Source organism: Streptomyces sp. SID8352 (genome assembly GCF_009862265.1).
Taxonomy (GTDB): Bacteria; Actinomycetota; Actinomycetes; order Streptomycetales; family Streptomycetaceae; genus Streptomyces.
Genome location: NZ_WWGX01000010.1, coordinates 24,592 through 33,804 on the forward strand (window position 1 = coordinate 24,592; position 9,213 = coordinate 33,804).

General features: G+C 64.4%; 6 protein-coding genes and 1 pseudogene. 4 read left to right on the plus strand and 3 right to left on the minus strand.

Going from position 1 to position 9,213, the window contains the following annotated elements; all coding sequences use genetic code 11:
• The first annotated feature begins 52 nt into the window (after window positions 1-52).
• The 4 genes and pseudogenes from GTY84_RS03565 to GTY84_RS33390 form a co-directional block, all read left to right on the plus strand.
• Complete coding sequence (locus GTY84_RS03565; RefSeq protein ID WP_237532019.1) at window positions 53-6,427, plus strand: RHS repeat-associated core domain-containing protein; 6,375 nt, start codon at window positions 53-55, stop codon at window positions 6,425-6,427.
• Entirely contained in the window at window positions 6,417-7,145 is a 729-nt protein-coding gene (locus GTY84_RS03570) for a hypothetical protein (protein WP_161224611.1), read from the plus strand. Before GTY84_RS03565 ends, GTY84_RS03570 begins: the two co-directional genes overlap by 11 nt.
• Before the next feature lie 499 nt (window positions 7,146-7,644).
• Window positions 7,645-7,764, plus strand: a complete 120-nt coding sequence (locus GTY84_RS03575) for a winged helix-turn-helix domain-containing protein (protein ID WP_161224612.1) — start codon at window positions 7,645-7,647, stop codon at window positions 7,762-7,764.
• Window positions 7,765-7,907: 143 nt separating this feature from the next.
• Window positions 7,908-8,125: pseudogene (locus GTY84_RS33390) on the plus strand (IS630 family transposase); the annotation flags it as partial.
• A 37-nt stretch (window positions 8,126-8,162) separates the two neighbouring features.
• Here the strand turns inward: GTY84_RS33390 and GTY84_RS33395 are convergent.
• From GTY84_RS33395 to GTY84_RS34845, 3 genes are all read right to left on the minus strand, one after another.
• Entirely contained in the window at window positions 8,163-8,483 is a 321-nt protein-coding gene (locus GTY84_RS33395; protein ID WP_237532020.1) for an integrase core domain-containing protein, read from the minus strand.
• A complete protein-coding gene (locus GTY84_RS32830) occupies window positions 8,417-8,671 on the minus strand; it encodes a DDE-type integrase/transposase/recombinase (RefSeq protein WP_202549086.1) in 255 nt (84 codons plus the stop codon). The genes GTY84_RS33395 and GTY84_RS32830 overlap by 67 nt, the downstream gene beginning before the upstream one ends.
• A 62-nt stretch (window positions 8,672-8,733) precedes the next feature.
• Entirely contained in the window at window positions 8,734-9,057 is a 324-nt protein-coding gene (locus tag GTY84_RS34845; protein WP_161224614.1) for an IS3 family transposase, read from the minus strand.
• Window positions 9,058-9,213 lie beyond the last annotated feature (156 nt).

Below are 9,213 nucleotides of genomic sequence, written 5' to 3' on the forward strand. Positions count from 1 at the left end.
CAACCGGCTTAAAGGGCTGCGGCGACGTGTCGCACTGGTCTCAGCCACGATAATGATCGGCACGCTTCTGCAGGGAGTTACACAGCCGGCCCTCGCCGCAGACGACGGCAGGGGCCGTCCCTCCCTTCCCCAGCCCGAGAAACCAGTTCCCGGGTCGATGGGAAAGGTCAAGCCGCGCACGTTAATGAAAGCGCCGCGTACCCCGCAGGCTCCCCCCAAGGCAGCCTGGCCGAAACCGGTAACCGCGGTGGTCGAGCTATCCGCGGCCGGTGCGAAGGACGCTGTCTCCCCGACTGTCCGGGCTACCGGGCTGCCACTGTCTTTGAATACGCGGGGCAGCGCTGCTGACAATCCGGTGAGCGGTGCGGTCGAGGCGCGTGTCCTGGACCGCGAAGCCGCGAAGAAGGCCGCTGTTGACGGGGTTGTCTTCTCCCTACGTCTCAAGGATCAGGGGAAGGGCGGTGACACGGGCCAGGTGAGGGTGAAGCTGGACTACTCCGACTTCGCCGACGCGTACGGCGGTGGCTATGCTTCTCGCCTGACGTTGATTCAGCTACCTGAGTGTGCGCTTACTGACCCCGACGAGGCAGGCTGCCGTACCGGTGTGCCGGTGGTGACGGTCAACGACACCGAGAAGCGTACGCTCACCGCGCAGAGCGTGCCCCTTGCCGTTGGTGTGTCCACACTTCTTGCCGCGGTGGCGGGGGATCAGAGTGAGAGTGGGGACTACAAGGCCACGTCGCTGTCACCGTCCGCGACCTGGAGCACCAATCTGAACACGGGCGACTTCGCGTGGGTGTACGGCATGTCGGTGCCGGATGTGCCCGGAGGCATGACTCCCAATGTGGGGCTTTCGTACTCCTCGGGCTCCGTCGACGGCCGCACCGGTAGCACAAACAACCAGGCGTCCTGGGTGGGTGACGGCTTTGACCTGTCGCCGGGCTTCATCGAGCGCAGGTACAAGTCCTGCGCCGACGATGGTGTGAAGAATGCGGACGGCAGCAAGCCTGGGGATCTGTGCTGGGCCTATGACAACGCGTTCCTCACCTTCAACGGCAAGGGTGGCGAACTCGTCCCCAACGGGCCCAACTCGTGGAAGCTGAAGGACGACGATGGCACCAAGATCGCCCGTCTGACCGCCAGCGACCGAGGTAGCGGTGCCAAAGACGGTGAGTACTGGCGCCTGACCACACCCAACGGCAGCCGCTACTACTTCGGATACCACCGGCTGCCCGGATGGACGAGCGGAAAACCGACCACTAACTCCACCTGGACCGTGCCCGTCTTTGGCAACAACGAGGGTGAGCCGTGCCACGCTGCGTCGTTCGCGGAATCGTGGTGTCAGCAGGCCTGGCGGTGGAATCTCGACTACGCCGTCGACGCCCACGACAACGCCATCGCTTATCATTACAGCCAGGAGACCAACTCCTACGGCCGCAACCTCGAGGCCAAGGACAACACTCCGTATGTGCGTGGTGGAACCCTGGACCGTATAGAGTACGGGCTGAAGTCCTCCTCGATGTACGGCACCAAGGCACTGGCCAAGGTCAGCTTCGCCAACGCCGAGCGCTGCCTGTCCGCCACCGACTGCGCGGATATCACCAAGGGTGCCTACTACTGGTACGACACTCCGTGGGACCTGAAATGCGATGCCGGTAAGGACTGTGACAAGGGGCGCTTCTCTCCCGTGTTCTTCACCCGCAAACGGCTCAGTGAGGTGACCACCCAGGTCCTCGACGGCACCACCTACAACGACGTTGACTCTTGGAAGCTAACCCACCGCTGGGGAATGGCCGACGTCGACTACCAACTGCTGCTCGACTCCATCCAGCACACCGGTCACACCGCCTCCCCGGCCATCACCCTGCCGAAGACGACGTTCGCCTACACGCAACTCGTCAACAGGCTGGATAGGCCCGGTGATGGGTACGCGCCGTTCGTCAAGGATCGCCTGTCCACCGTCGCCGACGAGTCCGGCGGGCAGATCGACGTCAACTACTCCTCTCCGGCCTGCGACTTCAGTTCCCTGCCGACTCCGCAGACCAACACCACACGCTGCTTCCCGCAGTACATAGGGGGCAGTCCCTCGGACGATCCCGAGCTGCAGTGGTTCAACAAGTATGCGGTCTCGTCGGTGACTGCCACGGACCGTACGGGTGGGGCACCGGACCAGGTCACCTCCTACCAGTACTTGGGCGGCGCAGCCTGGCACTACGACGATGACGACGGGCTGACCAGGGACAAGTTCAAGACCTGGTCGCAATGGCGCGGATATGGACAGGTCCGTGTGCAGGCCGGTGGCCAGGGAGGCACCTCGGCGATGAAGTCGCAGGAGGACACGTACTTCCTGCGAGGCATGGACGGCGATCGCAAGGACGGCAGCGGCGGCACGAAGTCGGTGGCCGTTACTCTGGACAGCGGTGAAGGGGGTCCGATATCCGACCACGAATCGGCGGCCGGCTTCGCATACAAGACCGTCAGCTACTTGGGTCCTGGGGGAAAGATCCTTGCCAAGACGGTCAACCGCCCCTGGCACCACGAGACGGCGAGGAGGGCCCGCAGTTGGGGCACCATCACCGCCAACTTCACCGGAACCTCTCAGACCAAGGACTGGACCTCGCTGGACGACGGCGCTGGTGTCAAGTGGCGCACCGCCTCTGCCGCGAACACCTACGACACGGTCGCTGGCCGGGTCACAGAGGTCGACGACTTCGGTGACGACAGCACGTCCGCGGACGACAAGTGCACGCGCACCACTTACGCGACCAACACCACCGACAAACTCGCCTCTCGTGTCGAGACGGTGTCGAAGAGATGCGGCGCCATTGTCAGCCGCCCCACGGATGTCATGTCCGACTTTCGTGTCGCCTATGACGGTGGCACATATGGCGCGGCGCCCACGAAGGGTGATGTGACGGTGAGCGCACAGCTGCAGAAGTACGAGGGCACTACCGCCGTCTACCTGGAGTCCGGCACCACCTACGATTCCTATGGCCGCGAGCTGACCAGCATCGACCTGACCGGCGACGTGACCGTCACGGCAGCCGGGTCGATCACACAGACCGCACGCGCGGACAGCCGGGCCACTGTCACGGAATACACTCCCGCCACCGGTTTTGCGACCGCCGTAAAGGTGACCACACCCCCAGCCAAGGCGGGTGCGGCGTCCACCGCTCAGACCACGACCACCATCCAGGACAGCGCGCGTGGCCTGCCGTTGAAGCAGACCGACGCCAACAACAACGCCACCGCCTTCGCTTACGACGCCCTGGGCCGCACCACCAAGGTGTGGCTGGCTGACACACTGACCGGGCAGACCCCCAACTACCAGTTCACCTACACGGTCACCGACAAGCAGCCTGTAGCCGTGGGTACCAAGACGATCGGCAACAACGGCGCCCAGCGCACCTCCTATGCCCTCTTCGACGGGTTCCTGCGCTCCCGCCAGACCCAGGAGCCGGGGCCGGACAGCGGGCGCCTGCTGACCGACACGTTCTACGACGAGCGTGGCCTGGTCGCCAAGGAATGGGCGGCCTACTACACGGAGGGGACACCGACCACCGGACTGTTCAAGCCGGAGGACGCCCTGAGCTTGGAATCGCAGAACCGCTACACATACGACGGTCTGGGACGTCAGACCGAGGCGAAGCAGATAGCGGGCAATGGCGAAGGCGGCTCCGTACTCGGTACCACCACGACGATCTATGGCGGCGACCGCATCACGGTCATTCCCCCCGTCGGCGGCACGGCCACCACCAAACTCACCGATGCCCGCGGCCAGACCACTGAACTGCGCCAGCACCATACCCGCAGCGCAAGTGCCGCATACGACACCACCGCCTACAGCTACACACCGCGTGGAGAGATAAGCGCGTTGACCGATCCTGCGGGCAACACCTGGACCTACACCTACGACCTATTGGGTCGTCAGCAGACGGCCACCGACCCGGACAAGGGCACCACTACCAACACCTATGACGACCGCGGCCAGCTGACCACGACCAAGGACGCCCGCCCGGGGACCCCGGCGCTGTGGAACGGCTACGACAACCTGGGCCGCAAGATTGAACTACGCGAAGGCTCCGCGACTGGCACCCTGCGCGCCTCCTGGACATACGACACCATCAGTGGTGCAAAGGGGCAACTCGCCGAATCCACCCGATACGACAAGGGTAACGCCTACACCTCCAAGGTCGTCGCCTACGACCGCCTTTACCGCCCCCTGCGCACCTCCGTCACCATTCCCTCTGCTGAAGGCGCCCTCCAGGGCACCTACATGCCGACCATCACGTACAACGTGTCGGGAACCGTTCAGAGCATCGGCTATCCGAAAGCAGGGTCCCTGACGGCTTCTGCCGTGTCCTACACCTACGAGGACGCCACACTACGACCCATCGCTATGGGCAGTAGCCAGGGTGTGAAGGCGACCACCAGCCACAGCCTCACCGGCAAGCCGCTGCAGTACGAACTGTCCAACAGCAGCAGCAAGAAGACCTGGGTCACCAACACCTACGAGTGGGGTACAAAGCGCTTGGCCACCTCACGCGTGGACCGCGAGGAGGTTGCCGGGGTCGACCAGTACAGCACCTACCACTACGACGAGGCTGGCAACGTCGTGTCCGTCTCCGATATCTCCCGCGGGGGGACTGACAACCAGTGCTTTACCTACGACCACCTACGTCGTCTCACCGAAGCTTGGACCCGGAACACCGCTGCCTGTGCCACGTCGCCGGACGACAGTGTGTTGGGCGGCCCGGCCTCGTACTGGACCTCCTACGCCTATGATCTGGTCGGCAACCGCACCACCGAAACACTCCACAACACCGCCGGCGACGCCACCAAGGACACCAAGCGTTCCTACGCCTACCCCACCCCGGGCAGTGCTCAGGCGCACACTCTGTCTTCTGTTACCACCACTGGCCCGGCCGGCACCGCGAAGGACACCTACGGCTACGACGAGACCGGCAACACCACCACCCGCAACCTCAACGGAACCCCCCAGACACTTACCTGGGACGTCGAAGGCCACCTCGCCAAGGTGACCGAAACCCTCCAGGGCGGAACCGGGAGGACCAGCGAATACCTCTACGACGCCGACGGCAACCGCCTCATCGGCCGCACGCCTACCGAGACCACCCTCTACCTCGACGGCACCGAGATCACCCTGGCGAAGGGCTCCACGACTCCTAAGGCCACCCGCTACTACGACCTCGGTGGCGGACACACCGCCGTCCAGACCGACGATGGCATCGTCTCACTCACCCTCGCCGATCACCACGGCACTGCCCAACTCTCTATCAACACCGCCACCCAGGCCCTTACTCAGCGCCGCACCCTGCCCTTCGGCGGTACCCGTGGTGCCAAGCCGACCTCCTGGCCTGGCACCAAGGGCTTCGTCGGCGGCACCGACGACACCAAAGCCACCGGCCTCACCCACCTCGGCGCCCGCGAATACGACCCAAGCACCGGCCGGTTCGTCAGCGTCGATCCCATTCTGGACGACACCGACCCGCAGAGCCTCAACGGCTACGGCTACGCCGGCCAGAACCCCCTCACCTACAGCGACCCGTCCGGCACCATCCGAATGGAGCTCGACGGGTCGCAGTGCAAGGGCGGCTGGGAGAGGTGCGGGCCCGGCCCGGTCAGCTCCGGCGGTTCGAAAGAGTCGCCTCCGAAATCCGGATCGGGCGGCAAAGCGTCTGGCGGCGGAGGAAGGAAGGGCAAAACCTCCTCGAAGTCCGGCGGCTGCGACGCCACTTGCGTAGGCGCATTGGACTCTCTGGTCAGCAAGGAAAGGCCCGGCCTTCACAAGCAGTTGGCAGTCCAACTGCGGAAGTACATCCTGGCCACGGCCGGAAACACGCGCCCCTGCGTTGCGGGCGCCTCGGTCAACAGCGGGGAGGCCGCCGCATGCAACTATCTCAGTGGTGACTCTCCGCAGCTCAGCTGGCGGGATATTCTGGCCTTGTGGGCCAATGGGAACCCCAGTCTTAACAACATTCCCTTCGATGACGGAAGCCCGTTGACCCAGAAGCTCATGTTGGACGGGCCCCACAAGGAGATAGTCGAAGACCTGGCCAGGAAGGTAATTCATGCCGACTTCGATGCTCCGGCGAATGAACTCGGAGGTAACAGGGACCACTCGGATCCGAAGTCGAATATTGGGAAGGACCTGCTGGGCATGATGACGGACGGCAAGCGCGGAAGTGAAACTCCGACCGCTTTCCTCGGTAGTTACAACATCGAATATCAAGTGATCGCGCAATCGAAGAAGAATCGCTCTTTCACGGTTGCTTTCGCCTCTTACAACAAGACAGGGGTGCAGTCGCTGTTTCACATCCCTGGGATAGGTGACATTCCATCCGGTCATGCCTTCCGGAGTATCGCGCAGGAGTTCTACGGCACGGTGACGGTTAGTGTCCGTTGATTCCGGAATTTCCAAGCCGTTCGGGTTGGTGAAAGTATGGACGGGGGCGGCCCGGTTTGCCGCTTTACTGCTCCTGGGTGTGTCCTATGCGGCGTACCTGTTCCAGACGTTCCCGATTCCGAGTACCCAGGATGACCTAGTGGGGGCCCTGAGGTCGGACAGGCATCCGGTGGTCGAGGTCGGCTACGACGATCGGGGTGTGAACCTCTTCTGGGAGACGGCTCCGCTGGTCTACCGCGAACTGCACACCCATGTACCAGGTGCGCTTCATGGTAGTGAGGACGTGGCCGCAGTGAAAGAAGCGATCGCCGCCAAGGCGGGCACGCGCGTCACGGATCTCCGGTTCAGGGACCGGCAGGAGCGCTATGAACCGGGCGGCCTGGCCGTTCTTCTGCCCGCGACGTATCCGCTCTTCCTTCGTTCCGCCGTCCTGATTTGGGCTGTATTCAGTGTGGGCGTGGCGCTGCTGATCGCGGCCTACGCGCTGCCCCGCAGGTACATGCGGGTGAAGAACCGCGGGGTGTGGTTCACCATCTGCCTGACCACCGGGGTCGGGTTCTTCACCTACCTGTGGCTCGAACGCTGTGTGGCTCCCGATGCCGGGGAGTCGCCTGAGCTCAAGCCGCGATACGCATGGGCCGCGTCGCTTGCGACCGCGGTGATCCTGGCAGTGGGCGGATGGGCGCTGGTCCATACGATGTGGTGGATGCAGGCCTGATCTCCAACTCGATCCACTTCGCGGGCATGTGCAAGACGGCGGCGATCTCGTGGCGTTGCCAGCCTGTGGGGGTGCGACCGGAGAGCCGATACGGCGGAGCTCCGTTGCGGCGAGGAAGAAGCCAAGTCCTCTGCTGTAGCGGAGCTTCGCGATGCGAGAACCCTCTACCCATGTTCGCCCACCGCATTCAGCGCCATTACCGGAACGGCTGGGAATTGGAGAAAGCGTCTGCGGTTGTAGAAGGTCTCGATGAAGGCGAAGATCTCCGCGCTCGCAGGGTCCGGTCGGGCCAGCGGCGGGTACCGGCCTCCTCTTTGAGGAGCGCGAAGAAACTCTAAGCGGTGGTCCTGTCGAAGCAGGAGCCGGTTCGGCTCATGCTTGCTGCATCCCCAACCTGCCAAATTCCTGGCGGAGTTCATCAGAGGTGTATACCGATTCGCGATCGGATACGCGATGCAGCCGGGCTGCAGCTGGATGCGGAGCGGATCAAGGGCCGGCCGTGCACGGCAGGGATGACCAACGCTGGACCCTGAGCTGTGTGATGACGGTGATCGGCCGGCGCTTCCACCTGACCTACATGGCCCAGGGCGTGCGCAAGCTGCTGGTGTGCAACGGTTGATCCTGCCAGGTTCCGGCCAGACGCGCCATTGAAGGGGACGACGAGAAGGCGGTCGGGTAGGCCCGGGAGGTGTGGCCCTGTGCGGAAGACTCGCGGCGGCCCGTGGAGCATGGCTCGTCTTCGAGAACGAAGCCGGATTCTCCATGACGCTGCCGCAGGCCAGGACCTGGTCACAGCGCGGCCGCACCCGGTGGTGCGAGTCCGTGGCCGATCCCGCAGGCGGATATCCATTGCGGCCCTGACCCGCTACAAACCTGACCAGAGGTCGCGGCTGATCCACCAGCCGGGCCGGGACAACGGCCAACGCGACGGGTGCAAGAGCTTCTCCCGGCGCGACTATCGGGACCTGTCGATCGCCGCCCAGCTGAAGATTCCCCGTGATCTTGGACACTCGATGGTTATGCCGCGAGGGTGTGTTTGTGTCGTTGCCGGGTTTCGGTCGGGGTGAGGTAGCCGAAGACCTTGTGCCTGCGGAGGCGACGGCGGTTGTAGAATGTCTCGATGAAGTCGAGGACGTCGGCTCGTGCGGTGGCCCGGTTGGGCCAGACGCGGGTGCCGATCTCTTCTTTGAGCAGGGCCCAGAAACTCTCTGCGGCGGCATTGTCGAAGCGAGATCCGGTGCGCCCGCAGCTTTGACGAAGTCCAAACTCCCTTATTCGAGTGCGGAACTGGGGCGAGGTGTATTCGGCGAGTTCAACTGGTCGCTGTGGATCACGCAGCCGGGTTGCAGTCCACCGCGGCCGTGGGCCATGTGGAGGGCGTCGACGACGAGGTCGGCGCGATGATGGTCGGCCATCGAGAAGCCGACGACCTCGCGGGTGGCCAGGTCCAGCCGGCAGGCGAGGTAGAGCCACCCCTCGGCGGTCGGCAGCGCGGTGATGTCGCCGACCAGCTTCGTGCCGGGCATCTCGGCGTGGAAGTCGCGGCTGATCAGGTCCGGGGCCGGCCTGACCTTGTTGTCTGGCCTGGTCAGTGAACGGCGCTTGCGGCGGGTGACGCCCTGGACACCGTGCTCGCGCGCATGAGGCGGGCGACCCGTTTGCGGTTCACTCGCCGTCCCAGGCGCTGTAGTTCGGCATGGACGCGCGGGACGCCACAGGTCTGGCGCGAGCCGATGTGGATCACGGTGATCTCGTGCACCAGGGCCTGGTCGGCGGCCCGGTGGGCTGCCCTGATCTTCGCCGCGGCGAGCCAGGCGTGGAACGAGGAGCGGGCCACCTTGAGCAGGCGGCAGAGGAAAGCGACGCCGTGGGTGGTCTTCTCCGCCTCGATGAACGCGTACGTCTCGTTCACCGANCGCTCTCCTTCGCGAAGAAGACCGCGGCCTTTCGCAGCACCTCGATCGTCTTGNCCTGTCCGGCGTTCTGCCGGCGCAGCCGCCTGAGCTCCTCGTGCTCGGCGGTCGTGAGCTCTCCCGGGGCGCCCTCGCCCCTGTCCGCCTTGGCCTGC

Excerpts from the sequence above, each read along its gene's own strand:
- GTY84_RS03565 (WP_237532019.1), top strand. The coding sequence starts at position 53 with ATGATCGGCACGCTTCTGCAGGGAGTTACACAGCCGGCCCTCGCCGCA.
- GTY84_RS32830 (WP_202549086.1), bottom strand. The coding sequence starts at position 8,671 with ATGCCCGGCACGAAGCTGGTCGGCGACATCACCGCGCTGCCGACCGCC.